This window comes from Pseudomonas neuropathica (genome assembly GCF_051174785.1).
Classification (GTDB): Bacteria; Pseudomonadota; Gammaproteobacteria; order Pseudomonadales; family Pseudomonadaceae; genus Aquipseudomonas; species Aquipseudomonas neuropathica_A.
The window spans coordinates 2,028,378-2,053,137 of sequence record NZ_CP195111.1 but is presented as its reverse complement, the minus strand read 5'-3'; the positions used below and the strand labels follow the sequence as shown (position 1 = coordinate 2,053,137).

The 24,760-nt window shown below is 58.1% G+C and carries 26 protein-coding genes; 11 read left to right on the top strand and 15 right to left on the bottom strand.

From position 1 onward, the window contains the following. Window positions 1-59: 59 nt before the first annotated feature. Together ACRRSD_RS09285 and grxD are read left to right on the top strand one after the other, a co-directional pair. A complete protein-coding gene (locus ACRRSD_RS09285) occupies window positions 60-2,165 on the top strand; it encodes a molybdopterin oxidoreductase family protein (RefSeq protein ID WP_435037886.1) in 2,106 nt (701 codons plus the stop codon). Window positions 2,166-2,262: 97 nt separating this feature from the next. After that, window positions 2,263-2,604, top strand: a complete 342-nt coding sequence (gene grxD / locus ACRRSD_RS09280) for a Grx4 family monothiol glutaredoxin (protein WP_007916674.1) — start codon at window positions 2,263-2,265, stop codon at window positions 2,602-2,604. 193 nt (window positions 2,605-2,797) lie between these two features. On the opposite strand, the gene bfr is transcribed toward grxD, so the two are convergent. Both bfr and ACRRSD_RS09270 read right to left on the bottom strand, forming a co-directional pair. After that, window positions 2,798-3,271, bottom strand: a complete 474-nt coding sequence (gene bfr / locus ACRRSD_RS09275; protein ID WP_095190453.1) for a bacterioferritin — start codon at window positions 3,269-3,271, stop codon at window positions 2,798-2,800. A gap of 201 nt (window positions 3,272-3,472) precedes the next feature. Next, window positions 3,473-3,691 (bottom strand): bacterioferritin-associated ferredoxin, encoded by a 219-nt coding sequence (locus ACRRSD_RS09270; RefSeq protein ID WP_003227725.1) that lies wholly within the window; start codon window positions 3,689-3,691, stop codon window positions 3,473-3,475. Between the two features lie 314 nt (window positions 3,692-4,005). Here ACRRSD_RS09270 and ACRRSD_RS09265 point away from each other — a divergent pair, with 314 nt between their 5' ends. Next, entirely contained in the window at window positions 4,006-4,608 is a 603-nt protein-coding gene (locus ACRRSD_RS09265; protein ID WP_003227723.1) for a peroxiredoxin, read from the top strand. Window positions 4,609-4,686: 78 nt separating this feature from the next. Here ACRRSD_RS09265 and rnt read toward each other — a convergent pair whose 3' ends face one another. Continuing rightward, window positions 4,687-5,364 (bottom strand): ribonuclease T, encoded by a 678-nt coding sequence (rnt, locus tag ACRRSD_RS09260; RefSeq protein WP_007916667.1) that lies wholly within the window; start codon window positions 5,362-5,364, stop codon window positions 4,687-4,689. Continuing rightward, window positions 5,361-6,407 carry a dihydroorotase gene (gene pyrC / locus ACRRSD_RS09255; RefSeq protein ID WP_093430577.1) on the bottom strand — a complete coding sequence of 349 codons (1,047 nt, stop codon included), beginning with the start codon at window positions 6,405-6,407 and terminating at the stop codon, window positions 5,361-5,363. The genes rnt and pyrC overlap by 4 nt, the downstream gene beginning before the upstream one ends. A 160-nt stretch (window positions 6,408-6,567) precedes the next feature. Here pyrC and ACRRSD_RS09250 point away from each other — a divergent pair, with 160 nt between their 5' ends. Together ACRRSD_RS09250 and ACRRSD_RS09245 are read left to right on the top strand one after the other, a co-directional pair. Further along, window positions 6,568-7,476: a flagellar protein MotY gene (locus ACRRSD_RS09250; protein ID WP_435037885.1), complete on the top strand. Its 909-nt coding sequence runs from the start codon at window positions 6,568-6,570 to the stop codon at window positions 7,474-7,476. Between the two features lie 129 nt (window positions 7,477-7,605). Further along, the gene (locus tag ACRRSD_RS09245; protein ID WP_007916658.1) at window positions 7,606-8,823 is read left to right on the top strand and encodes an argininosuccinate synthase; all 1,218 of its coding nucleotides are present in this window, start codon (window positions 7,606-7,608) and stop codon (window positions 8,821-8,823) included. Window positions 8,824-8,956: 133 nt separating this feature from the next. Here ACRRSD_RS09245 and ACRRSD_RS09240 read toward each other — a convergent pair whose 3' ends face one another. Then, a complete protein-coding gene (locus ACRRSD_RS09240; protein WP_435037884.1) occupies window positions 8,957-9,673 on the bottom strand; it encodes a hypothetical protein in 717 nt (238 codons plus the stop codon). 508 nt (window positions 9,674-10,181) lie between these two features. Here ACRRSD_RS09240 and ACRRSD_RS09235 point away from each other — a divergent pair. Continuing rightward, window positions 10,182-10,808 carry a response regulator transcription factor gene (locus tag ACRRSD_RS09235; protein ID WP_122598861.1) on the top strand — a complete coding sequence of 209 codons (627 nt, stop codon included), beginning with the start codon at window positions 10,182-10,184 and terminating at the stop codon, window positions 10,806-10,808. An 89-nt stretch (window positions 10,809-10,897) separates the two neighbouring features. Here ACRRSD_RS09235 and ACRRSD_RS09230 read toward each other — a convergent pair whose 3' ends face one another. The 8 genes from ACRRSD_RS09230 to metG form a co-directional block, all read right to left on the bottom strand. Continuing rightward, complete coding sequence (locus ACRRSD_RS09230) at window positions 10,898-11,077, bottom strand: PA3496 family putative envelope integrity protein (protein ID WP_122598860.1); 180 nt, start codon at window positions 11,075-11,077, stop codon at window positions 10,898-10,900. 107 nt (window positions 11,078-11,184) lie between these two features. Further along, a complete protein-coding gene (nth, locus tag ACRRSD_RS09225) occupies window positions 11,185-11,823 on the bottom strand; it encodes an endonuclease III (protein WP_435037883.1) in 639 nt (212 codons plus the stop codon). Then, on the bottom strand, window positions 11,820-12,401 hold the full coding sequence (locus ACRRSD_RS09220) for an Rnf-Nqr domain containing protein (RefSeq protein ID WP_435037882.1): 582 nt from the start codon (window positions 12,399-12,401) through the stop codon (window positions 11,820-11,822). The genes nth and ACRRSD_RS09220 overlap by 4 nt, the downstream gene beginning before the upstream one ends. Next, entirely contained in the window at window positions 12,398-13,003 is a 606-nt protein-coding gene (locus ACRRSD_RS09215; RefSeq protein ID WP_435037881.1) for an RnfABCDGE type electron transport complex subunit G, read from the bottom strand. The genes ACRRSD_RS09220 and ACRRSD_RS09215 overlap by 4 nt, the downstream gene beginning before the upstream one ends. After that, window positions 13,000-13,983: an RnfABCDGE type electron transport complex subunit D gene (locus tag ACRRSD_RS09210; RefSeq protein WP_435037880.1), complete on the bottom strand. Its 984-nt coding sequence runs from the start codon at window positions 13,981-13,983 to the stop codon at window positions 13,000-13,002. The genes ACRRSD_RS09215 and ACRRSD_RS09210 overlap by 4 nt, the downstream gene beginning before the upstream one ends. Further along, entirely contained in the window at window positions 13,970-15,178 is a 1,209-nt protein-coding gene (gene rsxB, locus ACRRSD_RS09205) for an electron transport complex subunit RsxB (protein ID WP_435037879.1), read from the bottom strand. The genes ACRRSD_RS09210 and rsxB overlap by 14 nt, the downstream gene beginning before the upstream one ends. Beyond that, on the bottom strand, window positions 15,175-15,744 hold the full coding sequence (locus ACRRSD_RS09200) for an electron transport complex protein RnfA (protein WP_435037878.1): 570 nt from the start codon (window positions 15,742-15,744) through the stop codon (window positions 15,175-15,177). The genes rsxB and ACRRSD_RS09200 overlap by 4 nt, the downstream gene beginning before the upstream one ends. A 114-nt stretch (window positions 15,745-15,858) precedes the next feature. Further along, on the bottom strand, window positions 15,859-17,910 hold the full coding sequence (metG, locus tag ACRRSD_RS09195) for a methionine--tRNA ligase (protein ID WP_435037877.1): 2,052 nt from the start codon (window positions 17,908-17,910) through the stop codon (window positions 15,859-15,861). Window positions 17,911-18,065: 155 nt separating this feature from the next. Between metG and apbC the strand changes: the two genes are divergently transcribed. Next, window positions 18,066-19,160, top strand: a complete 1,095-nt coding sequence (gene apbC, locus ACRRSD_RS09190) for an iron-sulfur cluster carrier protein ApbC (RefSeq protein ID WP_435037876.1) — start codon at window positions 18,066-18,068, stop codon at window positions 19,158-19,160. Window positions 19,161-19,290: 130 nt separating this feature from the next. Here apbC and ACRRSD_RS09185 read toward each other — a convergent pair whose 3' ends face one another. Further along, window positions 19,291-20,049, bottom strand: a complete 759-nt coding sequence (locus tag ACRRSD_RS09185) for an SDR family oxidoreductase (RefSeq protein ID WP_435037875.1) — start codon at window positions 20,047-20,049, stop codon at window positions 19,291-19,293. A gap of 164 nt (window positions 20,050-20,213) precedes the next feature. On the opposite strand from ACRRSD_RS09185, the gene ACRRSD_RS09180 reads away from it, so the two are divergent. From ACRRSD_RS09180 to groL, 4 genes are all read left to right on the top strand, one after another. Beyond that, entirely contained in the window at window positions 20,214-20,945 is a 732-nt protein-coding gene (locus ACRRSD_RS09180) for a HugZ family protein (protein ID WP_435037874.1), read from the top strand. A 65-nt stretch (window positions 20,946-21,010) separates the two neighbouring features. Beyond that, a complete protein-coding gene (locus ACRRSD_RS09175) occupies window positions 21,011-21,487 on the top strand; it encodes an FxsA family protein (protein WP_007916611.1) in 477 nt (158 codons plus the stop codon). Between the two features lie 260 nt (window positions 21,488-21,747). Next, the gene (locus ACRRSD_RS09170; protein WP_007916610.1) at window positions 21,748-22,041 is read left to right on the top strand and encodes a co-chaperone GroES; all 294 of its coding nucleotides are present in this window, start codon (window positions 21,748-21,750) and stop codon (window positions 22,039-22,041) included. Between the two features lie 50 nt (window positions 22,042-22,091). Continuing rightward, window positions 22,092-23,738 (top strand): chaperonin GroEL, encoded by a 1,647-nt coding sequence (gene groL, locus ACRRSD_RS09165; RefSeq protein ID WP_038369060.1) that lies wholly within the window; start codon window positions 22,092-22,094, stop codon window positions 23,736-23,738. A gap of 177 nt (window positions 23,739-23,915) precedes the next feature. Here the strand turns inward: groL and ACRRSD_RS09160 are convergent, their stop codons facing one another. Beyond that, window positions 23,916-24,659 carry a phosphatase PAP2 family protein gene (locus ACRRSD_RS09160; protein WP_435037873.1) on the bottom strand — a complete coding sequence of 248 codons (744 nt, stop codon included), beginning with the start codon at window positions 24,657-24,659 and terminating at the stop codon, window positions 23,916-23,918. Window positions 24,660-24,760 lie beyond the last annotated feature (101 nt).

Sequence of the window (24,760 nt, the reverse complement as noted above, 5' to 3'; positions counted from 1 at the left end):
GGCCATAGTTTTGATCCCGCGGGCGTGATTGCCCGCCCAGAACAAGACAGAGACTGGCCATGACCAAGACTCTCCACCACCGTGCCTGCCACCTGTGTGAAGCCATTTGTGGTCTGACCATCGAGACCACCGAAACCGATGGCAACGTGGCGATCACCTCGATCAAGGGTGATGCGCTCGACACCTTCAGCCGTGGCCACATCTGCCCCAAAGCCGTGGCCCTGCAAGACATCCAGAACGATCCGGACCGCCTGCGCCAGCCAATGCGTCGCGTTGGTAGCGAGTGGCTGCCGATCGAGTGGGACGAAGCGTTTGCGCTGGTGGCCGAGCGGCTGGCGGCGATTCAGGAACGTCATGGGCAGAACGCCGTGGCGGTCTATCAAGGCAACCCGAGCGTGCATAACTACGGGCTGATGACTCACAGTAATTACTTCCTTGGGTTGCTGAAGACGCGCAATCGCTTCTCGGCGACTTCGGTCGATCAGTTACCGCATCACCTGAGCAGTTATCTGATGTACGGCCATGGTTTGCTGCTGCCGATTCCGGACATCGATCACACCGACTTCATGCTGATCCTCGGCGGCAACCCGCTGGCGTCCAACGGCAGCATCATGACCGTGCCGGATGTCGAGAAACGTCTGAAAGCGATTCAGGCACGCGGCGGCAAAGTGGTGGTGGTCGATCCACGGCGCAGCGAGACGGCGGCCATGGCTGACCAGCACCTGTTCGTGCGTCCCGGTGGCGATGCGGCGCTGTTGTTTGGCATGCTGAACACGCTGTTCAGCGAAGGCCTGACCCGCGACAGTCACTTGCCGGTCGATGGTCTGGATGAAGTGCGCGCGGCAGTTGCATCGTTTACTGCTGAAAGCATGAGTGCGTTATGCGCCGTACCTGCCGAGCAGATCCGTCAACTGGCCCGCGACTTCGCCGCAGCGCCGAGTGCGGTGTGCTATGGGCGCATGGGTGTTTCGACGCAAGCGTTCGGTACGCTGTGCCATTGGGTCGTGCAGTTGATCAATCTGGTCACCGGCAACCTCGACCGGGTTGGCGGCGCGTTGTGCACCGAACCGGCTGTGGATCTGGTGGCAACGACCTCGGGCGGGCATTTCAACAAATGGCAGAGCCGTGTTTCCGGGCGTCCCGAGTACGGCGGTGAGTTGCCGGTTTCGGCGCTGGCGGAAGAGATGCTTACCGAAGGCGAGGGCCAGATTCGCGCGTTGATTACCGTCGCCGGTAATCCGGTGTTGTCGACACCGAACGGGCGGCAATTGGAGCAGGCGCTGGACGGTCTGGAGTTCATGGTCAGCATTGACCTGTACATCAACGAAACCACGCGCTATGCCGACCTGATCCTGCCGTCGACCTCGGCGCTGGAGAATGATCACTACGACACCACTTTCAATCTGTTCGCGGTGCGCAACGTCAGCCGCTTCAACCGCGCGATCCTCGCCAAGCCCGAGGGTGCTTTGCATGACTGGGAGATCTTCGTGGGCCTGGCCAAGGCGTTTGCCGAGAAGACCGGCAAGGAGCTGAAACCGACGATGCCACCGGCGAAGATGATCGACATGGGTCTGCGCATGGGCCTCTATGGTGATAACGCTGAGCAAAAACTCTCGCTGGCAACGCTGTTTGATCATCCGCACGGTATTGATCTGGGGGCGTTGAAAGCCAATCTGGCGCCGCGCCTGAAAACGCCTGATCAGCATGTGCAGGCCGCTCCGCCGGAGATCCTTGCGGACCTCGCGCGTTTCGCCGCATTGCAGGCACCGGCCGCCGATGAGCTGTTGATGATCGGCCGCCGCCATGTGCGCAGCAACAATTCCTGGATGCACAACTACCACCGTCTGGTGAAGGGTAAACCACGTCACCAGTTGTTGATGCACCCGGACGACCTCGCCAGCCGAGGGCTCAACGATGGTCAGCGGGTGCGCGTCAGTTCGCGGGTCGGGCAGATCGAAGTTGAAGTGATCGGCAGTCTGGACATGATGAAAGGCGTGGTCAGCCTGCCGCACGGCTGGGGCCATGCGCGGCCGGGTGTGCAAATGGCAATTGCCAGTAGCCAGCCGGGGTCGAGCGCAAACGATCTGACCGATGAATGCCAGCTCGACGAGTTGTCTGGTAACGCGGCGCTGAATGGCGTTCCAGTGACGGTGGCGGCGGCTTGATCTAGTCTGTCGGGGAGACCGAGCATGGCGCTCGGGATTCCGTTACAATGCGCCACCGTGCCGACCCATGAGTCGGAAAGTTCAGCCGAGGTGCTCCATGGATATCATCGAAACGATTAAAGAGCAGATTGCCAACAACACCATTCTGCTTTACATGAAAGGCTCGCCGAATGCCCCACAGTGTGGCTTCTCCGCGAAAGCTGCGCAGGCTGTCATGGCGTGTGGCGAAAAGTTTGCGTACGTGGACATCCTGCAGAACCCGGAAATCCGCGCCAACCTGCCTAAGTACGCCAACTGGCCGACTTTCCCGCAACTGTGGGTCGGCGGTGAGCTGGTCGGCGGTAGCGACATCATGACCGAGATGGCTGCAGACGGTTCGTTGCAAACCACCATCAAGTCGGCTGTTGAAGCGGCAGCGGCGAACAAGTCCGAAGCCTGATCCGGCTTTTGTGGGAGCGAGCCTGCTCGCGAATGCTTCCTGCCGCTGACGACGTTGTCGGCTGACATGACGCTATCGCCAGCAGGCTGTCTCCCACAGGGATTACGGTATGACCGCAATCCGGGCAATAAAAAGCCCCGCGCCTCGAAAGAGGGCGGGGCTTTTTAGTGTCTCGAGTTTAGCGGGCGCTAACTTACTCTTCACCCATCTGCGATTGCAGATAGTTCTCAAGACCGACTTTATCGATCAGGCCCAGTTGGGTTTCCAGCCAGTCGATATGTTCTTCTTCGGATTCGAGAATGTCTTCCAACAGTTCACGGCTGCCGAAGTCGCCAACGGTTTCGCAATGCGCGATCGCGGCCTTCAGGTCAGCATGGCCGGTCTTCTCGATACGCAGGTCACACTCGAGCATTTCCTGGGTGTGCTCGCCGATGTGCAGCTTGCCCAGATCCTGCACGTTCGGCAGGCCCTCGAGGAACAGGATGCGCTTGATCAGCTTGTCCGCGTGCTTCATCTCGTCGATGGATTCTTTGTATTCGTGCTTGCCGAGCTTGTTCAGACCCCAATCTTCATACATGCGCGCATGCAGGAAGTACTGATTGATCGCGACCAGCTCATTGGCAAGGATCTTGTTGAGATGCTGGATGACTGTAATGTCGCCTTTCATGATGGGAGTCCTGCCCTGTATTAGCTGTATATACGGCAGAGTTTGAGCTTCGTACTTATAAGTGTCAAACCTAAGTTATTGAATAATATATGAAAATTAATCGGAATAAGAATGTTTGTGTTCCGCGTCTGGAGCCTAAGCAATTGATTTACAGGCATAAAAAAACCGGACATAAGTCCGGTTCTTTGAAATGGGGTGTTATTACGCAGCAGTAAATTCTACCGGATAGGGGATCGCGGCCTGAGCGGTTTGCAGCTTGGTCAGGGTTTCGCGTACGACTTCCTTGGCAAGGCAGGCACATTTGCCGCATTGGCTGGCGACGCCGGTGGCCTGGCGAACTTCTTTATAGCTGCAGCAACCTTCATAGATCGCTTCGCGGATCTGTCCGTCGGTGACGCCAGTGCAGAGACAAACATACATAAGTGAGAACCGTCGCTGGTTGTGACTCAATTGCGATGGATCTTAATGTTAACGAGAATGATTGTCAAAGTGCTTTCGGAAGGCTTCAGTCGATTAATAGTCATGACTGACGAACGGTAATTGCTGGCGATTTGCCTGGCCCCGTAAATGCAGCGCCGTTCTGCGCCCGCTTTGAAAAACCGTTGAGGACAGGCCAAATTCGCAGTGTATGATGGTCGGCCCTTGCGAAGGGGGTTCGTGTCACAGGGCTGTCGCCTGAGGGTGGCAGGCTGGCGCGGACCCTGAACTTCAAGTTTTTACACCAGGAGATATCAATGAGCGTACTCGTAGGCAAACAAGCCCCTGACTTCACCGTCCCGGCCGTACTCGGCAATGGCGAGATCGTTGACAGCTTCACCCTGTCCTCGGCCATCAAAGGCAAATACGGCCTGGTGTTCTTCTACCCACTGGACTTCACCTTCGTCTGCCCGTCCGAGCTGATCGCTCTGGACAACCGCATGGCTGACTTCAAGGCACGCAACGTTGAAGTGATCGCTGTGTCGATCGATTCGCACTTCACTCACAACGCATGGCGCAACACTCCAGTGAACAATGGCGGCATCGGTCAGGTGAAATACACCATGGCTGCCGACATGAAGCACGACATCGCCAAGGCTTACGACGTTGAATCCGAAGGCGGCGTGGCTTTCCGTGGCGCGTTCCTGATCGACGACAAAGGCGTTGTCCGCTCGCAGATCATCAACGACCTGCCGCTGGGCCGTAACATGGAAGAGCTGATCCGTCTGGTCGACGCTCTGCAATTCCACGAAGAGCACGGCGAAGTCTGCCCTGCCAACTGGAAAAAAGGCGACAAAGGCATGAACGCTTCGCCAGAAGGCGTTGCTGCCTACCTGACCGAGAACGCTGCTGCCCTGTAAGGCGCAACGTCGAGGTACAAAAAAACCGGCCCACGTGGCCGGTTTTTTTATGCGCGGGATTTGCCCGACGACCACCAATCAGTCGTCGAAATCTTCCCAGCCGCCCATCTGCTTCCAGCGATTGACGATGCCGCAGAACAGCTCAGCGGTTTTCTCGGTGTCGTAACGCGCGGAGTGCGCCTCACGACCGTCGAAATCGATGTCGGCAGCCTGGCAGGCTTTCGCCAGCACGGTTTGACCGTATGCCAGACCGGCCAGCGTCGCGGTATCGAAGCTGGAGAACGGGTGGAACGGGTTGCGCTTCATGTCCAGTCGCGCGACGGCGGCATTGAGAAAGCCAAGGTCGAAGCTGCTGTTGTGGCCGACCAGAATCGCGCGCTTGCAGCCGTTGGCCTTCAGCGCCTTGCGGATGCCACGGAAGATGTCGGTCAGCGCGGTTTCTTCGCTGACCGCCATGCGCAGCGGGTGATCGAGCTTGATTCCGGTGAACTCCAGCGCCGCTGCTTCGATGTTGGCGCCTTCAAACGGCTCAACGCGGAAGAAGTAGGTGTGATCCGGGTAAACGAAACCCTTTTCATCCATGGCGATGGTGGTTGCGGCAATTTCCAGCAAAGCATCGGTGGCCGAGTTGAAACCACCGGTTTCTACGTCAACGACAACCGGCAGGTAGCCGCGAAAGCGTGCTGCCATCGGGTGACGGGAACCGCCACCACCACTTTGACCGTCCAGTTCGTCGTCGAAATGGTCTTCACTCACGCGTGTTCCTCCAGCAGGCGCCAGCGCAGTTTTTCACCGGCGCGCAGCGGGATAACGGTCAGCTCGCCAAACGGCAGGCTGGTCGGGGCAGTCCATTCTTCACGAACCAGGGTGATGCGATCGGTGTTCGCCGGCAGGCCGTAGAAACGCGGGCCGTTGAGGCTGGCGAAGGCTTCGAGCTTGTCCAGCGCGTTACGCTGTTCAAAGGCTTCGGCGTACATCTCGATGGCGGCGTACGCGGTGTAGCAGCCGGCGCAGCCACAAGCGGCTTCCTTGGCGTGCTGGGCGTGTGGCGCCGAATCGGTGCCGAGGAAGAACTTCGCGCTGCCGCTGGTGGCGGCGTCGAGCAGGGCTTCCTGATGCGTGTTGCGTTTGAGGATCGGCAGGCAATAGAAGTGCGGCCGAATCCCGCCTACCAGCATGTGGTTGCGGTTGTAGAGCAGGTGATGCGCGGTGATGGTCGCGCCAACGTTGGCCGAAGCCTCGTTGACGAACTGTACGGCGTCGCCGGTGGTGATGTGTTCAAACACCACTTTCAGCGTCGGGAAACGCTCGACCACGCGGCGCATGTGCTCATCGATAAAGATCTTTTCGCGGTCGAACACATCGACGTCGCCACGGGTGACTTCACCGTGGATCAACAGCGGCATGCCGACTTCGGCCATGGCTTCCAGCGCCGGGAAAATCTTGTCGATGCTGGTCACCCCGGAATCGGAGTTGGTCGTGGCGCCGGCAGGGTACAGCTTGGCAGCGTGCACAAAACCACTGGCCTTGGCTTCACGAATTTCTTCGGGCTGGGTGCGGTCGGTGAGGTACAGCACCATCAGCGGCTCGAAGCGACTGCCAGCCGGGCGGGCAGCGAGAATCCGCTGGCGATAGCCGTCGGCTTCAGCGGCGTTGCGCACCGGCGGTACCAGGTTGGGCATGATGATGGCGCGGCCAAACGTGCGCGCAACATCGGCAACGGTATTGGTCAACACGGCACCATCGCGAAGATGAATATGCCAGTCGTCGGGACGCAGCAGGGTCAGGCGGTCGGACATGAGGGGATTCCAGGCGGGTCAAACTGAGGCGAATGCTACCGGAAAAGACTCTTGCAGGCACTCGCTATCAAGTTTTGCGGGAACCTTCCGATATCCCGTAGGTATGCCGTAAACATAGTGTGAATCGGTCTTTGTGTTTCAGAAGCCAATGGAGCCTCCCGTGCGCCAGCGTTATTTAGCCTTGCTCAGTGTGTTCGCCAGCCTTCCGGCGATGGCGCTCACGTACCAGACCCGTCTGGAGAACATTGAGTGGACGGTCGCCGGCGACAAGTTCGAATGTCGTCTGACTCAACCGATCACTGATTTCGGCTCGGGTGAGTTCGTGCGCAAGGCCGGTGAGCAGGCGATCTTCCGTCTGAATGCCTACAACGCCATGCTTGGCGGCGGTTCGGCGACGTTGCTGGCAGCCGCTGCGCCTTGGCAGCCGGGGCGTGGTGACATCAACCTGGGTTCCGTGAGGCTCGGCAGCGGCAACGTCTTGTTCAACAGCTCGCAATCCCAGGCCGGGGGCCTGATCAGCGGTCTGCTGGATGGTCGCAGTCCGGTCGTACGCCGCGCGTCTGGCGATGGCCGCGTCTCGGAAGTGCGTTTGTTGCCGGTGAAATTCAGCAAGGCGTTTAATGACTACCAAACATGTGTAGCGAAATTGCTGCCGCAGAATTTCGACCAGATCAAGCAGTCGCAGATCGGCTTCCCTGGCGAGGGTGTTGACCTGGACGCCGCCGCCAAGGCCAAGCTGCAAGTGATGCTCGAATTCATGAAGGCCGATCCGACGGTCAATCACATCGAGCTCGACGGCCATTCCGACAACAGCGGCAATCGTCTGACCAACCGTGAACTGTCGCGGCGCCGGGCGCTGGCAGTGGTCGACTTCTTCAAGGCCAACGGCATTCAGGAATCGCAGATCACCGTGCGTTTCCATGGCGAGCAATATCCCATTGTGCCGAACACCAATGCGGCCAATCGCGCGAAGAACCGTCGGGTCAATGTCAAACTGGCGCGGGTGGCTCCAGTCGCAACTCCGGCACCGCAAGCGAGTACGCCAGCGAGCACTGCAGCGACTTCCTGACCCGCCGGTCATCGTCGCGCTCTCGACAGATTCTGTCGCTTTGTCGTCTTAAGCTGTCGCGCCTCTGTAAATTATCGCGTTTGGGCGTTAGACTCCTCGGCTTTCCGTAGAACCCCGTGGAGTGATGGCATGGCGGACGTAAACAAGGTCGTTCTGGCGTATTCCGGCGGCCTGGACACTTCGGTGATCCTCAAGTGGCTGCAGGATACTTATAACTGTGAAGTGGTGACCTTCACCGCTGATCTCGGTCAAGGCGAAGAGGTCGAGCCGGCCCGCGCCAAGGCTCAGGCCATGGGCGTCAAAGAAATCTACATCGACGATCTGCGCGAAGAATTCGTGCGTGATTTCGTGTTCCCGATGTTCCGCGCCAACACCGTTTACGAAGGCGAGTACCTGCTGGGTACCTCCATCGCACGTCCGCTGATCGCCAAGCGTCTGATCGAAATCGCCAACGAAACCGGCGCTGACGCCATTTCCCATGGCGCCACCGGTAAAGGCAATGACCAGGTGCGTTTCGAACTGGGTGCCTACGCACTCAAGCCTGGCGTTAAAGTGATTGCCCCTTGGCGTGAGTGGGACCTGCTGTCCCGCGAGAAGCTGATGGACTACGCCGAGAAGCACGCGATCCCGATCGAGCGTCACGGCAAGAAGAAGTCCCCGTACTCGATGGACGCCAACCTGCTGCACATCTCCTATGAAGGCGGCGTGCTGGAAGACACCTGGACCGAGCACGAAGAAGACATGTGGAAATGGACCGTCTCCCCGGAGAACGCTCCTGATAAAGCGCAATACCTGGAACTGACCTACCGCAACGGCGACATCGTTGCACTGGACGGCGTCGAAATGACTCCGGCCACCGTGCTGGCGACGCTGAACAAGATCGGTGGTGCCCACGGTATCGGCCGTCTCGACATTGTCGAGAACCGTTACGTCGGCATGAAGTCCCGTGGTTGCTACGAAACCCCGGGCGGCACCATCATGCTGCGCGCTCACCGCGCCATTGAATCGATCACCCTGGACCGCGAAGTCGCTCACCTCAAAGACGAGCTGATGCCGAAATACGCCAGCCTGATCTACACCGGTTACTGGTGGAGCCCAGAGCGTCTGATGCTGCAGCAGATGATCGACGCTTCGCAGGTCAACGTGAACGGCGTTGTGCGCCTGAAGTTGTACAAAGGCAACGTGATCGTCACTGGCCGCAAGTCCGACGATTCGCTGTTCGATTCCAACATCGCGACCTTCGAAGAAGATGGCGGTGCTTACAATCAGGCTGACGCTGCGGGCTTCATCAAGCTCAACGCGCTGCGCATGCGCATTGCTGCCAACAAGGGCCGCAAGCTGTTCTAAGCGTTGCAGACTGACGCGCAATGAAAAGGGCGGCCTTGTCATCGAGACAAGGTCGCCCTTTTTGCATGATTCTTTGTCTGCCTCTGGTCGAGCCGTATTCCTGGTCTTCGCACGTGTGGCTACGACTCATCTTTCATGCCCGTCCCATTAGCGTCACCGCTTGTGAGCACAGGTTATAAACAATACACAGTGTTTTGCGTGAGCCTTTTTTTACCTGCCTGATTTGCAGCAACGTATTTTTTGTCAATACAACGTCCGACACGTGATTGGAAAGGAATACCACCACACGGGCAGTTTTCCTGTCGAGGTTTCGGATATTTTCCAGAATCGTGGCTAACTCTTTCGACGCATCGACATCTCGCGCATCAATGAGGTGCAGGTGGCTGATCCACGCGGGCAACTGAATGTTGTGCTGAACAATCAGACTCGACTTTGTGTTGGTGTCCGCAGGTGGGTCGGGCGCGGTGTGCACTCTACACGAGTCTTTGCATTCCACTGTGCCTGACTCGCTGGGCACGATACAACTTGATAGTCCAAATGTACCTTGCGCGGATGACTCCTGAATCGAAGTGTTTCGTTTGTTCTCGCGATCATTGTTGTCGATGACTTTTAGAAAGTTCTTGTCTTTGTCGAAATCTGATGGTGAGTAGAGGGAGCGATAGTTGAAGTTTAAAGTTATAAAGAATAGAAATAGCAAATAGAATGGAAAGCTGATCAGGAACCACACATATATCTCTCTGTCCTTATTGTCGAGAAATGGCAGGGAAATCGCGGCGGATGTTTCCGAGATGGCTGCGAATATGGCAATCACTGTCATTGGGTTAGTGATCTTTTTTTTTATTTTCAGCATGGTTGTACTCTTTTGTCTGGTCTTTCTCATAGTTGATGATTTTGTTTTGTTGGTTGTCTGATAGTTGGGTCTCGGGTGTTTATATTTATAGCAAAAGTATTTGCTTAGGTATAAATATCTTGTTTCAAGTGTTTATATTCTGCTCGGTGTTATCGAGGGCGTGTCCCTGCTATTGCCTTATATTTCTAATACTGATCTACGTCGTCGGTCGGGCGCAGACATGAAGATGTCAAGGTCGCTTGGGCCTGACGCAGATCAGCGGCGAGTGGCGAATTCGGTGTCGTCAGTCGTAGTCTGCGACAAGTTAAAAGAGAGCGATTGCGTTGAGCGGAGGAGGGAAATAACGTCGGATGTTTAGAGGGGGGGAGGTTTTTTGTAGGATTAATCCGCGATGGGTGTAGGGGATGTCTCTCGATGCAAGTGCATGATAACCCCGGCATGCCATAGATCAAGTGACTGGGCTATTGTGCGTGTTCTAAAAATTCGAACAGCGAAACTGGACTTGCCCATGAATAAAGTGCTGATCGTGGATGATCACCCTGTCATTCGTCTTGCGGTACGTATGCTGATGGAACGTCATGGCTACGAAGTCATCGCAGAAACTGATAATGGTGTAGATGCGTTACAACTTGCTCGAGAACAAATGCCGGATATTGTCATTCTGGATATTGGAATACCGAAACTTGATGGTCTGGAAGTTATTGCGCGCCTGACCTCAACCGCCATGCCCGTCAAAGTACTGGTATTGACTTCCCAGGCTCCCGGGCATTTTTCAATGCGCTGCATGCAGTCGGGTGCAGCCGGTTATGTCTGTAAACAGCAGGACCTGACTGAGTTGCTGAGTGCTATAAAGGCCGTCTTGTCTGGCTACAGTTATTTTCCCAACCAGGCTTTGCATACAGTGCGTACCAGTCTGGGTAATGCCAGTGAAGCCGATATGGTCGATCGTCTGTCCGGTCGGGAAATGATGGTGTTGCAGCAGTTGGCGCGGGGGAAGACCAACAAGGAAATCGCCGATGGCATGTTTCTGAGCAACAAAACCGTAAGTACTTACAAGACGCGTTTGTTGTTGAAGCTCAATGCGCGTTCTCTGGTTGATCTGATCGAGTTGGCACAGCGCAATGGTCTGGTGTGAATCTATCGATAGCTGACAGGGTCATGGGCCGATCGAACTCAGTTAGCCGCAGAAAGTGAAAAGCCTCCGGTTCGGGAGGCTTTCAAATGTCAGTCATCAAAATCGTATTCGGCCAATTGCTTTTGCAGTCGGCGCTCCTCAAGCAGGTTATCGATCGTACGGCGCTTGCTGAGATTGGTCTTGGCGACTTCGACCACTGGTTCTGCATCATCGAGGTCAGCGGCAGTAAACTCGTCCTCTACGTCCAATTGCTTTTCATCGGTACTCATAAGGTGAACTCCCGGCTAAGACTGCCTTTGGCGCTCCTTATATCGATATTCCTGCGGCGGGTAAAAAAGATTTTTTCAATCGACTCATCAATTATTCCAATAGCGGGTCAATCGTCAGAAGTTTTGTCCTTATACTCGCACAAATCCTCGATGCGGCAACTGCCGCAGCGTGGCTTGCGGGCCAGACACACGTAACGGCCGTGAAGAATCAGCCAGTGGTGGGAGTCGAGCAGGAAATCTTTGGGTACGAACTTCATCAGCTTCTTTTCCACTTCAACCACATTTTTGCCCGGTGCAATGCCGGTGCGATTGCTGACCCGGAAGATATGAGTGTCGACCGCCATGGTCAGTTGGCGGAAAGCCGTGTTGAGTACGACGTTGGCGGTCTTGCGGCCCACTCCCGGCAAAGCTTCGAGTTCCTCACGGGTTTGCGGGACCTCGCTGCCATGGCGCTCGACCAGCAAGCGGCAGGTCTCAATGACGTTCTTGGCCTTGCTGTTGTAGAGGCCGATTGTCTTGATGTATTCGGATAGACCTTCGACACCCAAAGCGTGGATGGCAGCCGGCGTATTGGCGACCGGAAACAGCTTTGCCGTGGCCTTGTTGACGCCGACGTCAGTCGACTGTGCTGACAGAATCACGGCAATCAGCAGTTCGAACGGCGAGGAGTAGGCCAGTTCAGTCTTCGGCTCCGGATTGTCTTCATGCAGGCGGCGGAAAATCTCCAGACGTTTTGCAGCATTCATGGGCGATGCGTTTCCTTGGATATCGAGTGCGGGCGAGTCAACGCCCGACGCGCCGCCAGCAGCAGCGCCAACAAAATAAAAGCACCGGGGATCAAGGTGATCAGGTGCAGCCCTTCGCTAAATACAACAAGACCTGGCCAGTATTCGGACAGCCCCCGACCGAGACTGCCGTGACCACTGAGTTCACGCAGCCCGGCGAGCAGCAACATCAATCCGCCGAACATGCCGCAGCGTTTCAAACGCTCGACCCGCGGTTGGCGCCAAAAGCCATGGTGTTCCAGTACCACGCATTGCAAGGCGATCAGGCCGACATAGAGGCCGAATGTTTGCTGCCAGGGTAGAAACCAGCGTTGCGCCAAAAGGTCTGCACAACTGCTGAAGGTCGCGGCGAGCAGCAGGCTGGTCAGCAATGCGCTTGTGCCGGTGAGGCGAGACCGTAAAAAAGACATGCACAGGCCATACAGACCGACAACACTGGCGAACATCAATAATGTCACCAGGGCGCCGGCCAAGGAGTCACTGGTGCCAAGCAGCAATGTCAGCATCATCGCATTCGAAAGAGTCGCCGACCGGTTCATGTGCCGCTCCCCAGCAGTGCCGCCCGATGTTCATCGAAGTAACGCAGGGCATCATGAATCGCGCTGATCGCCGCGCGCGAGGTGATGGTTGCACCGGCTATTTGATCAAATTGTCCTTGATCCTTTTTCAACGCCCAGCCTGCATCGGTTGGGCCATTGGCCGATTTGCCGGTAAACGTTTGCAGCCAGGCATTCGGCCAGTCGCCCAGATGCCCGCCGAGTGCCGGAGTTTCGTTCTGTTTGAGGGTTTTCACAGCCAATAATTTTCCGGTGGTATCGATGGCGATCAACAGTTCGATGGCCCCCGTATAACCCTGGGTCTGGCTGCGCAGCAATATCGCTACGGTCTGGCCGTCTCGGGTCGCGCGATAGCCGCCCGACAAGCTGCTGTGGCTCAAGGTGATGTCTGTCAAAGCCAGGGGCTGTTCCAGCGGTTGGTTGTCGTAGGTTTCGAGCGGGAGCAGATCAAGCAGTTTGCGGCTTTCGATCAAGCGCTGCTGCGCGACAATTTGCGGTGCGTTGATACGCTGTACGAAGTACGTCGCGCCGATGCCGATGACCGCCAACAGCAGCACAACAAGCGCGCTGGCCGTACGATTCATGGCCTTACCTCAACCTGACGGCCGGCGGCAAATCGCTCCAGCGCCGGCACACAAAGATTCATTAGCAGCACCGCAAACGCCACGCCATCCGGGAATCCACCCCACGTGCGAATCAAATAAGTCAGCAGCCCGACACCTGCGCCGAACAGCAGGCGGGCAAGTGCGCTTTTAGCGCCGGAAACCGGTTCGGTAATGATGAAAAACGCGCCCAGCATGGTCGCACCGCTTAGCAGATGAAACAGCGGTGAACCCTGCGAGTCCGAGCCTGAGCCATTCCAGCACAGCAGGCTGACGGTAAACAGGCTGGCAAGCATGCCCAGTGGTGCGTGCCAGCCAACGATCCGGCGTTGCAGCAAAAACAACCCGCCAGCAAGAAACGCCAGATTTACCCATTCGACACCCTGCCCACCAAAGCGCCCGAAGGCCGGATTGCTGGCGAACAACTCGTCCATGGTCAGACTTCTGTTGATGCGCAGACTGTCCAGCACAGTGGCCTGCGCCCAGGCATCCGGAGTCTGACCCAAGCCGAATACCTGTTGAAGGCTCGCCGTCAGGTCCAGGCCATGGGCCGGCCAATGGGTCATCGATTGCGGGAATATCACTACGACCAAGGCAAACCCGAGCATCGCCGGGTTGAACGGGTTTCTACCGACGCCGCCGTACACGTGCTTGCCAAACAACAAACCCGAGGCGATGGCCGTTACCGTCAGCCACCATGGGCAATAAGGGGGCAGGGCGGCGGCCAGCAATGTCGCGCTGACCAGGGCACTGCCGTCGCTGAGTGTCGGCTGCAATGGCTGTCGACGCAGACGGAGGACAGTTGCCTCGACCATCAGTGCGGTGACGATAGCCAGCATCAGATTGATCAACACGCCCCAACCGTACAACCAGAACAGCGTCAGCAGCCCTGGCAAAGCAGCGAGCAGCACCAGTTTCATCGCCTGTAGCAGGCGATCGTCCGGTGCCTCAAGGGGCGACATGATCTTGCACCTGGCGCTCGGCGTCTTGCAGGCGGGCGCGGGCCTTGTCGAGTGTTTCACTGGGCGTGTCGGCGCGACGCTCGAGTTTGTTGAGATCAGCGCGGGCGTAGGCCAGTGCGGTTTTCAACTGGCGAAGCTGGCTGTCGATCGGGCGTTTTTCGACGCGCACCAGATCAGGCAACGGCTGCTCGCTGGTGGCTTCGGCGGCGTGCAGGGCCTGCTCGGCATCGCTTAATGCTTGTTCCAGCGCGGCGATCTGCTCCGGCGCCGCTTCGGCGATTTGGGCTTTTTTCAGTTCGGCGCGGCGCATGGCCAACTGGATCTTCGCCCGTTTCAGATCGGCGTCTTTGGCTGGGGCAGGCACTACGGGCGCTGGCGCAGCGCTGCTTTCAACCGCCGCCAGGGCCAGTTCGGCCGCTTCGAATTGCTGCTGCAACACGATCAATTGCGCCTGCTGCTCGAACGTCGGCGGATGGCCGAAGGCCTTCAGCGATTTGTGCAGTTGCGCACGGCTCATGGCCACATCGATTTTGGCTTTCTTCAGCGCCGCATCCGCGGTCGCCGCTTTCTGTGCGCGCACCCGCTCCAGCGCTGCCTGCACCGGATCGGTGGCGCTCACTTCAGGTTGCGCCGCGCGTTTCGCCCGCGCTTCACGCTCCGCCTGCTTCTGTTGTTCTTCGCGTTGCAAGCGCTCGTTTCGACGCTCGAAGCGTTGACGCGCGTGATCGCGTTTGGCCGCGCGCGCGCGCTGTTCTTCAAGACTGAAGGCCAGACCGCCCACCACCGGCAACGTGCTCAGTGGCAATGGATGCATTTCGATGCAATCGACCGGGCATGGCGCAACACACAGATCGCAACCGGTGCACTCGTCAATGATCACCGTGTGCATCAGTTTTGCCGCGCCGACAATCGCGTCGATCGGGCAGGCCTGGATGCACTTGGTGCAGCCAATGCATTCGGCCTCACGAATGAACGCCACTTGCGGCGGCGCCGAACCGCGACTGACGTCCAGTTCCAGCACCGGCACTTTCAACAGTTCAGCCAGCGCGGCAATGGTTTCCTCACCGCCCGGCGGGCACTTGTTGATCGGCTCGCCCTCGGCGATGCCTTGTGCATATGGCTTGCATCCGGGATGGCCGCACTTGCCGCATTGGGTCTGCGGCAGGAGGGCATCGATGCGTTGAATCAGACTCATGTTTTGATCAGTCCACTGAATCCGAGAAAAATCACTGCGATCAAACCGGCGCTGATCAGATCGATCGGCAAGCCGCGAAAGGGCAGGGGAATATCGTTGTCGGCCGTACGGTCACGCAAATCCTGAAACAGGCTCAGCACCAGCCAGAAACCCAGCCCGGCACCGAGACTCAGCGCAGTCGCCTGCAGCAGACCTCGATCGTTTTGCGCGTTGATCAGCGTCAGCCCGAGCATACCGGCGTTACCGAGCAACAACGGCCACAAACCTTCGAAGGGCAGATTCGGCAACCCGCGCGCCAACAGTTTCAGTAGCGGCGCGATCAGCAACACACTCAATGGCAGAAACACGAACAGGCGCAGGGCTTCAAGATGGAGTGGCACCAGCAACCAATGCCAGATCACGTAACCGACTACACCGACGAGCAACATCAGGCACAACGTCGCCAGCCCCAACGCATGCACCTGACGCCGACTGCCCGCCAACAGCGGATCGACGCCCAGCGGCCAGTGCAACACGAAGTTGTTGAGCAGCGCAGCACTGATAAGCGTAAGCACGAGTTCGGTCATGGTTCTGCCAGCGAAACGGGCGTGTGTCTCTTAAGGTTAGGCATTATCCGGCCAGATATGAAAAATCCCACAGGCACGCCGGGCACGCCTGTGGGATCAATTGACCGCCAACTGTTACTTGATGCGCTGACCAGGCTTGGCGCCGCTGTCCGGGCTCAGCAGGTAGATTTCTTCACCGCCAGGGCCGGCCGCCATCACCATGCCTTCGGAGATACCGAACTTCATTTTCCGAGGCTTGAGGTTGGCGATCATCATGGTCAGGCGACCGTCAAGCTTGGACGGATCCGGATAAGCGCTCTTGATCCCGGAGAACACGTTGCGTTGCTCGTCACCGATATCCAGCGTCAGGCGCAGCAGCTTGTCGGCACCCTCCACGTGTTCGGCTTTGACGATCAATGCGACGCGCAGGTCGATGGCAGCAAAAGCATCGAAGTCGATTTCCGGCGACAGCGGGTCCTTGGCCAGTTCGCCATTGCCGGCAGGGGCGGCGGCACCGGTGTCGGTCTGGCTGGCGGTCAGGTCTTCTTTCGAGGCGTCGCTCATGGCTTGCACTTTTACCGGGTCGATGCGGGTCATCAACGGCTTGAATTCGTTGAGCTGATGGTTGGCCAGCAGTGTGGTGTGGTCGTTCCAGGTCAGCGGGGCGACGTTGAGGAACGCTTCGGCATCGGCGGCCAGCAGCGGCAGCACCGGTTTGAGGAAGATCACCAGTTGGCGGAACAGGTTGATGGCGGTGGCGCAGATCGCCTGGACTTCATCCTGCTTGCCTTCCTGTTTGTTCAACGACCATGGTGCCTTGTCGGCGATCCACGCGTTGGCGCGGTCAGCGAGGGCCATGGTTTCACGCATGGCGCGGGCGAAGTCGCGGGCCTCATAGGCGTCGGCAATGCTTGGCGCGGCGGCGAGGAAGGCCTCGGTCAGCTCTGGCGCGGCATTGGTGTCGACCAGCAGGCCGCCGTTGCCTTTCTGGATGAAACCGGCGCAACGGCTGGCGATGTTGACCACTTTGCCGACCAGGTCAGAGTTGACCTTCTGCACGAAGTCTTCGAGGTTCAGGTCGAGGTCATCGACGCCACGGCCGAGTTTGGCCGCGTAGTAGTAGCGCAGATATTCCGGCGACAGGTGATCGAGATAGGTGCGCGCCTTGATGAAGGTGCCGCGCGACTTGGACATCTTCTGGCCGTTGACGGTCAGGTAGCCGTGCACGTTGATGCCGGTCGGCTTGCGGTAGCCCGCGCCTTCGAGCATCGCTGGCCAGAACAGCGCGTGGAAATTGACGATGTCCTTGCCGATGAAGTGATAAAGCTCGGCGGTGGAGTCCTTGCCCCAGAACGCGTCGAAATCCAGTTCCGGCGTGCGCTCGCAGAGGTTCTTGAAGCTGGCCATGTAGCCGATCGGCGCGTCCAGCCACACGTAGAAATACTTGCCTGGCTCGCCCGGAATCTCGAAACCGAAGTACGGCGCATCGCGGGAGATGTCCCACTGCTGCAGGCCGGCGTCGAGCCATTCGGCGATCTTGTTGGCGACGGCGTCTTGCAGGGTGCCGCTGCGGGTCCAGGTCTGCAGCATCCGCTGGAAGTCTGGCAGTTTGAAGAAGAAGTGCTGGGAATCCTTGAGCACCGGGGTGGCGCCGGAGATGGCCGACTTCGGATCCTTCAGGTCGGTCGGTGCGTAGGTTGCACCGCATTTTTCGCAGTTGTCGCCGTATTGGTCTTCGGTGCCGCATTTCGGGCAGGTGCCCTTGATGAAGCGGTCGGCCAGGAACATTTTCTTTTCCGGGTCGAAATACTGGGTGATCGAGCGTTGGGCGATGTGCCCGGCGTCACGCAGCTTGATGTAGATCTGGCTCGACAGCTCACGGTTTTCTTCGGCATGAGTGGAGTGGAAGTTGTCGAAATCAACCAGGAACTCGGCAAAGTCGGCGCTGTGTTCAGCCTGCACATTGGCGATCAGTTGTTCCGGGGTGATGCCTTCCTTTTCCGCGCGCAGCATGATCGCCGAACCGTGGGCGTCGTCGGCGCAGACATAAATGCATTGATTGCCGCGATGCTTCTGGAAGCGCACCCACATATCGGTCTGGATATATTCCAGCATATGGCCAAGGTGAATCGAACCGTTGGCGTAGGGCAGGGCGCTGGTGACGAGGATCTTGCGTGGTTCGGACATGTGGGGCTTCGCTACTTGATGAAACGGAGGTCGGCCACTATAAAGCGCCGGGCAAGATATTTCACCCCTGCAAATCGTTGCCGGGCGTGCCGTCCGGAGGATAGAAGGGGTAGGATACCCGCCATCTTTTCCCAGTCTTGTTATCGGAGTTGCCCATGAGCGCCGTCACTCGCGCAGCGGTGGAAGCCGTCCTCAGCCAATACACCGACCCCTACCTGAACCAGGACCCGGTCAGCGCCGGATGCGTGAAGAACATCGAGATTGTCGGTGACCGCGTCAACGTGCAGCTGGAAATCGGTTACGCCGCCGGTCTGTTCAAGAGCGGCTGGGCGCAACTGCTGCAGCTGGCCATCGAAAACCTCGATGGCGTGGTGATCGCCAAGGTTGAAGTGACCAGTGTTATCGCTGCGCACAAGGCGCAGGCGCAGATTCCGGGGCTGGCCAACGTCAAGAACGTGGTTGCCGTGGCTTCGGGCAAGGGCGGTGTGGGCAAATCGACCACCGCCGCCAACCTCGCGCTGGCGCTGGCCCGTGAAGGCGCCAAGGTGGGGATTCTCGACGCCGATATCTACGGCCCGAGCCAAGGCATCATGTTCGGCATCCCCGAACGCACCCGCCCGGAGATCAAGGATCAGAAGTGGTTCGTGCCGCTCAAGGCGCACGGTGTCGAAGTCATGTCGATGGCGTTCCTGACCGACGACAACACGCCGATGGTCTGGCGTGGGCCGATGGTCTCCGGCGCGCTGTTGCAACTGGTTACGCAAACCGCGTGGGGCGATCTGGATTATCTGGTCATCGACATGCCCCCAGGCACCGGTGACATTCAACTGACTTTGGCGCAAAAAGTCCCGGTGGCCGGTGCGGTGATCGTCACCACGCCACAGGATCTGGCCTTGCTCGACGCGCGCAAAGGCGTGGAAATGTTCCGCAAGGTCAACATTCCGGTACTGGGCGTGGTGGAAAACATGGCCGTGCACATCTGCTCGAACTGCGGGCATGCCGAGCATCTGTTCGGTGAGGGCGGTGGTGAGAAGCTGGCGACTCAGTACGGCGTTGAACTGCTGGCGTCGCTGCCGTTGTCGATGCTGATCCGTGAGCAGGCCGATGGCGGCAAGCCAACGGTGATCGCCGAGCCGGACAGCCAGATTGCCATGGTCTATCAGGAACTGGCCCGCCACGTCGGTGCGCGGATTGTGTTGCAGGAAGCGGTGACGCCGGCGATGCCGAACATCACCATCAGCGACGATTGATTACTCAGCAACACCGATAACCCTGTAGGAGCGAGCTTGCTCGCGAAAGCGGAGTGTCATTCAACCTATCAGTTGTCTGATACGACGCCTTCGCGAGCAAGCTCGCTCCCACAGTGGTTTGCGGTGTGGGTTAGATGCGCAACCCGCCATCCATCTCCAGAATCCGCCCGGTGTAGTAGTCGTTCTCAAAGATATACGCCGCCGAATGGGCGATCTCCTCCGGCTTGCCCATGCGCTTGAGCGGAATCCCCGAAGTCATCTTCTCCAGCGCGTCCGGTTTCATGCCCAGGGTCATCTCTGTCTCGATGAATCCCGGCGCGATACCCGCCACACGAATGCCATAACGCGCCAGCTCTTTGGCCCAGGTCACGGTCGCTGCAGCAACACCGGCCTTGGCCGCCGAGTAGTTGGTCTGACCAACGTTGCCCGCCCGCGAGATCGACGAGATGTTGATGATCGCGCCGCTGTTCTTCAGCTCGACCATTTTCGCTGCCACTTCACGGGTGCAGAGGAATACGCCGGTCAGGTTGACGTCGATCACCGCCTGCCACTGTGCCAGGCTCATCTTGGTCATTTCGCCGTCCTTGACCTTGAGCAGCAGGCCATCGCGCAGGATCCCGGCGTTGTTGATCAGACCGTGGATCGCGCCGAAATCAGCGGCGACCTGGGCGACCATGTGCTCGACCTGCTCTTCATTGGCCACGTTGCACAGATAGCTGCGCGCCTCGACGCCCTTGGCCTTGCAGGCCGCGACCGCGGCGTCGAGTTTTTCCTGATTGAGGTCGACCAACGCCAGCTTCGCGCCTTTGCCGGCGAAATACTCGGCCATCGAACGGCCCAAACCCTGGCAACCGCCAGTGATAATGATTACTTTGTCGTTGAGTTGCATTCGCATGCCCCGATAGCAGGTCTGATTGGTTTTTGTTTTCAGCGACTCCCGATCTGCACCGGCCGTGGCAGGGTTGCACATGAGAATTGCCCGCTGGCGTGACGGGGACTTGATCCCGGGCGCCCGTCCGTTTTTTCGACGGATTCTATTTAAGGAGTCATAAATTGAGCGTTGAAGTGGCGAAGAATGCCCGAGAATTGCTTCTCAAGGAATACCGTGGAGTGCTGTCGACCCACTCCAGATCGATGCCCGGTTTTCCCTTTGGCTCCGTGGTGCCGTACTGCCTGGACGAGCCGGGCCGGCCGCTGATCCTGATCAGCCGTATCGCCCAGCACACCCACAACCTGCAGAAAGACCCGAAATGCTCGCTGCTCGTCGGTGAGCGCGAGGCCGATGACGTGCAAGCCGTTGGTCGCCTGACTTATCTGGCCGAGGCGCAAAAGCTCGAAGACGTTGCCGCGATCGAAGCCGCCGCCGAGCGTTACTACCGTTATTTCCCCGACTCGCAGAACTACCACAAGGCCCACGATTTCGACTTCTGGGTATTGAACCCGGTGCGTCACCGCTACATCGGCGGTTTCGGCGCGATTCACTGGGTCGATCGGCTGACCCTGGCCAACCCGTTCGCCGGCAAGGCTGAAATCAGCATGGTCGAGCACATGAACAGCGACCACGCCAAAGCCATCGCGCACTACGTCGACCTCGCCGGTCTGCCGAAAAGCGTGCCGGCGCAATTGGCCGGCATCGACACCGAGGGCATGCACCTGCGCATCGGTCAAGCGCTGTACTGGTTGCCGTTCCCTGCGCCTTGTAATACGCCGACACAAGTGCGCGAAGCCCTGGTTTCATTGGCTCACGCACAGGTCTGGCCAAAAAATGCAGTGGCCGACGCTTGAATTCACGAAAGGGCGACGTCATCTAAGGCTTACTGCAAGGCATTTCTTGCGTTGAGGAAACTTTGATGCGCCCTTTTCTGTTGCTCTTTCTGCTGTTTCCAGTGCTGGAGCTGTTCGTATTCGTCAAAGTGGCAGGCTCAATCGGGTTTTTCCCGGCCCTGCTGCTGATCATTCTCGGCTCGATGTTCGGCGTGTTCGTGCTGCGCGTCGCCGGTCTGGCCACGGCCCTGCGTGCCCGTGAAAGCCTGAATCGCGGCGAATTGCCCGCGCAAACCATGCTCGAAGGCCTGATGCTGGCGTTGGCCGGCGGCCTGTTGATCCTGCCTGGCTTCATCAGCGATGTGGTTGGTCTGATCATGCTGCTGCCGTTCACGCGTCGCCTGCTGGCCAACAAGATGCGTCAGCGCGCCGAAGACCAGGCCATGCGTCAACGTGCGTTCGCCGACGACCTGCAACCCCGTGGTGGTCCTGCACCGCGTCAGCCGCTGGGCCGTGAAGGTGATGTGATCGAAGGCGAGTTCGAACACCGCGACTCCAAGTAACATCTGCATCGACACGGCACCTTCGGGTGCCGTGTTCGTTTATGGGCTGCTTTTGTGCAACATATCGGTGAAAAATTTTTCGCCTCGCCCTTGTAATAAGCTTATGCGCCCTTATGTATCCGTCACCGAAAGGTTTCTGGCGTTTGAGCCAGTCAGACTTCCGCGGCTCGCTTGACGAACCGCAACCGGCGCAGGCCGGATTTGTTAAACCCGCCGGGACTACACCGGCCGATGAAAACCACAATTAGGAGAGATCGACAATGAAGCTTCGTCCTCTGCATGACCGCGTCGTTATCCGTCGCAGCGAAGAAGAAAAGAAAACCGCTGGCGGTATCGTCCTGCCAGGTTCGGCTGCTGAAAAAGCCAACCACGGTGTGATTCTCGCTGTAGGCCCGGGCAAAGCTCTGGAAAACGGCGAAGTGCGCGCACTGTCCGTTAAAGAAGGCGACAAGGTTGTGTTCGGTCCTTACTCCGGCAGCAACACTGTGAAAGTCGACGGCGAAGACCTGCTGGTAATGAGCGAGAACGAAATCCTCGCGGTTATCGAAGGCTGATACCCCCGTTCATTTTCCCGCTACTACAAAGTATTTAAGGAATATCGATCATGGCTGCTAAAGAAGTTCTGTTTGGCGATTCCGCCCGTAAAAAAATGCTCAAGGGCGTCAACGTCCTGGCTGACGCAGTAAAAGCGACCCTGGGCCCGAAAGGCCGTAACGTGATCATCGAGAAGAGCTTCGGCGCTCCGACCATCACCAAGGACGGCGTTTCCGTCGCTAAAGAAATCGAACTCGAAGACCGTTTCGAAAACATGGGCGCGCAGCTGGTCAAAGACGTTGCCTCCCGTGCCAACGATGACGCTGGTGATGGTACTACCACCGCTACCGTTCTGGCTCAGTCGATCGTCAACGAAGGCCTGAAAGCCGTCGCTGCCGGCATGAACCCGATGGACCTGAAGCGCGGTATCGACAAAGCGACCATCGCGATCGTCAAAGAGCTGAAGAACCTGTCCAAGCCTTGCGCTGACACCAAGGCTATCGCTCAGGTCGGCACTATCTCGGCCAACTCCGACAACTCCATCGGCGACATCATTGCCGAAGCCATGGAAAAAGTCGGTAAAGAAGGCGTGATCACCGTTGAAGAAGGCACTGGCCTGGAAAACGAACTGTCGGTTGTAGAAGGCATGCAGTTCGACCGTGGCTACCTGTCCCCGTACTTCGTCAACAAGCCGGAAACCATGGTTGCCGAGCTGGACAGCCCGCTGATCCTGCTGGTCGACAAAAAGATCTCGAACATCCGCGAAATGCTGCCAGTACTGGAAGCCGTTGCCAAAGCCGGCCGTCCACTGCTGATCGTTTCCGAAGACGTTGAAGGCGAAGCCCTGGCGACTCTGGTTGTGAACAACATGCGTGGCATCGTCAAAGTCGCAGCCGTCAAGGCACCAGGCTTCGGCGACCGTCGCAAGGCCATGCTGCAGGACATCGCTGTTCTGACCGGCGGTACCGTTATCTCCGAAGAGATCGGCCTGAGCCTGGAAGCCGCTACCCTGGAAAACCTGGGCAGCGCCAAGCGTGTGACCATCTCCAAGGAAAACACCATCATCGTTGACGGTGCCGGTGCAGAATCCGACATCCAGGCGCGCATCACTCAGATCCGTGCTCAGGTTGCCGAAACTTCCTCGGACTACGACCGTGAAAAACTGCAAGAGCGTCTGGCCAAGCTGTCCGGCGGCGTTGCAGTTATCAAGGTTGGCGCTGGTTCCGAAGTTGAAATGAAAGAGAAGAAAGCCCGCGTTGAAGACGCCCTGCACGCAACCCGCGCAGCCGTTGAAGAAGGCGTGGTACCTGGCGGTGGCGTTGCGCTGATCCGCGCTCTGCAAACCCTGGTTGACCTGAAAGGCGACAACGCTGATCAGGACGTCGGTATCGCTGTTCTGCGCCGCGCTGTTGAAGCTCCGCTGCGTCAGATCGCTGCAAACAGCGGCGACGAGCCAAGCGTTGTGGTCAACGAAGTCAAGAACGGCAAAGGTAACTTCGGTTACAACGCTGCGACTGGCGAGTACGGCGACATGATCGAAATGGGCATCCTGGACCCAACCAAGGTGACTCGTTCCGCTCTGCAAGCTGCATCGTCGATCGGCGGTCTGATCCTGACCACCGAAGCCGCTGTGGCTGACGCGCCGAAGAAAGACGGCGCTGCTGGCGGCGGTATGCCAGACATGGGCGGCATGGGTGGCATGGGCGGCATGATGTAAGCCAGCCTTACCCCGTAACGCAAAACCCCGCTGACGAAAGTCAGCGGGGTTTTTTATTGCCCGTATTTCAGCGTTACACCAATCCCCTGCTCGCGAAGGCGTCGGATCAGCCAACATTAATGTTGAATGACACACCGCATTCGCGAGCAGGCTCGCTCCCACAATTGGATCTATATTTCAGGCCCTGACCGGTTGTGCCTCGACCACGGCCTCGACCTTCACCGCCGGGCGATACAGCACCCAGTAATATGACCCCAGACAAATCAGCCAGCAGAAAATCGCCGTCCACACGTTGTGCGAGAAGAAGTGTGCGCCCTGCATCATCCGGCTGATCGAGAACACTGAACCCAATGCAAAGGCAAAGATAAACGCCTGTCTGGCCAGACGGGGACGCCGATCACGCAGAACAAAGAACAGCGCGAACAGAGTAAACCCCGTCGCCGCATGACCACCCGGCCAGCAACGCCCGGGCTTGTCGGTCTGTGGGCGATGCTCCATCAACTTGCTATAGGTTTCATGACCGCCAAACTGCTCCAGGCTCCACGGGCATTGCACTGCAGTCACAGCTTTGACCGGGGTGACAAACGAGGTCGCCAGGCCCAGCGACAGCACCAGACAGCCCAGCTCTCGCTTGAACGGTTTTAGTCTGGCGAGGAAAAACGCGCCGATGAAACCCAGGATGGCAAACACCGAGAACGCGATCACTACCTGCTTGGCGCGATCGTGAAGGATGTCTTCAAGAAAAAAGCTGTGCCGCCCGATAAAGTCGCCGGCAACCGGGTCGTAGAACAGGCGGGCCAGATCCATGTCCAGATCGGTCAATTCGAGCAGTACCAGAATGATCGCCGCGACGGCGGGTATTCCCAGACACAACCAGAAATTCAGTGGCCTGGAAACGGGACGGGCAGAAGTCGACGCCATGGGCAATTCCTTGGTCGGTAAGTATGTTCTGAGGAGCGCAACCGCGCGGAGTCTGCGCGTGTGGGCGTCGCCGATTTGTTAACCGAAAGTGAAAAAAACGT